Here is a 535-nt window from a genome sequence, read left to right as displayed (position 1 = left end):
GGACGTTGAAGAAGCAATCCGCGGCCTTCCAATCGACGGCGTTGTGCTGCTGACCGGTTGTGACAAGACCACACCATCCTTGGTTATGGGTGCTGCGAGTTGTGACGTTCCTGCGATCGCAGTTCCGGGCGGTCCAATGCTGAACGGCCGTTACCGTGGTGAGCTGGTTGGCTCTGGCACCCACGTGTGGAAATACGACCAGATGGTAAAAGCTGGCGAGATGACCATTGAAGAGTACATGGGCGCTGAAGCAGCTATGTCCCGCTCTGCTGGCCACTGCATGACCATGGGTACTGCATCCACTATGGCGTCTATGGTTGAATCCTTGGGTCTGACCTTGCCGGGAGCTGCTGCAATTCCAGCAGTTGATGCACGCCACAAATTGAATGCTCGCCTGTCTGGCCGCCAGATCGTCAAAATGGTTGAACAGGACCTGAAACTATCAAAGGTTCTCACTAAAGAAGCATTCGAAAACGCGATCCGTACCAACGGTGCTATCGGCGGCTCCACCAACGCCGTGGTTCACCTGCTTGCT

General features: G+C 55.3%; 1 protein-coding gene. It reads left to right on the top strand.

The features are described 5' to 3' along the window. Nucleotides 1-535 (top strand): dihydroxy-acid dehydratase domain-containing protein (locus E1162_RS13245; RefSeq protein WP_257098970.1); only part of this gene is annotated, 535 nt, incomplete at both ends.

Source organism: Pseudovibrio flavus (assembly GCF_009711345.1).
Lineage (GTDB): Bacteria > Pseudomonadota > Alphaproteobacteria > Rhizobiales > Stappiaceae > Pseudovibrio > Pseudovibrio flavus.
Note: the sequence above shows the minus strand (reverse complement) of the source record. Positions and strands in the feature narration are given on the sequence as shown.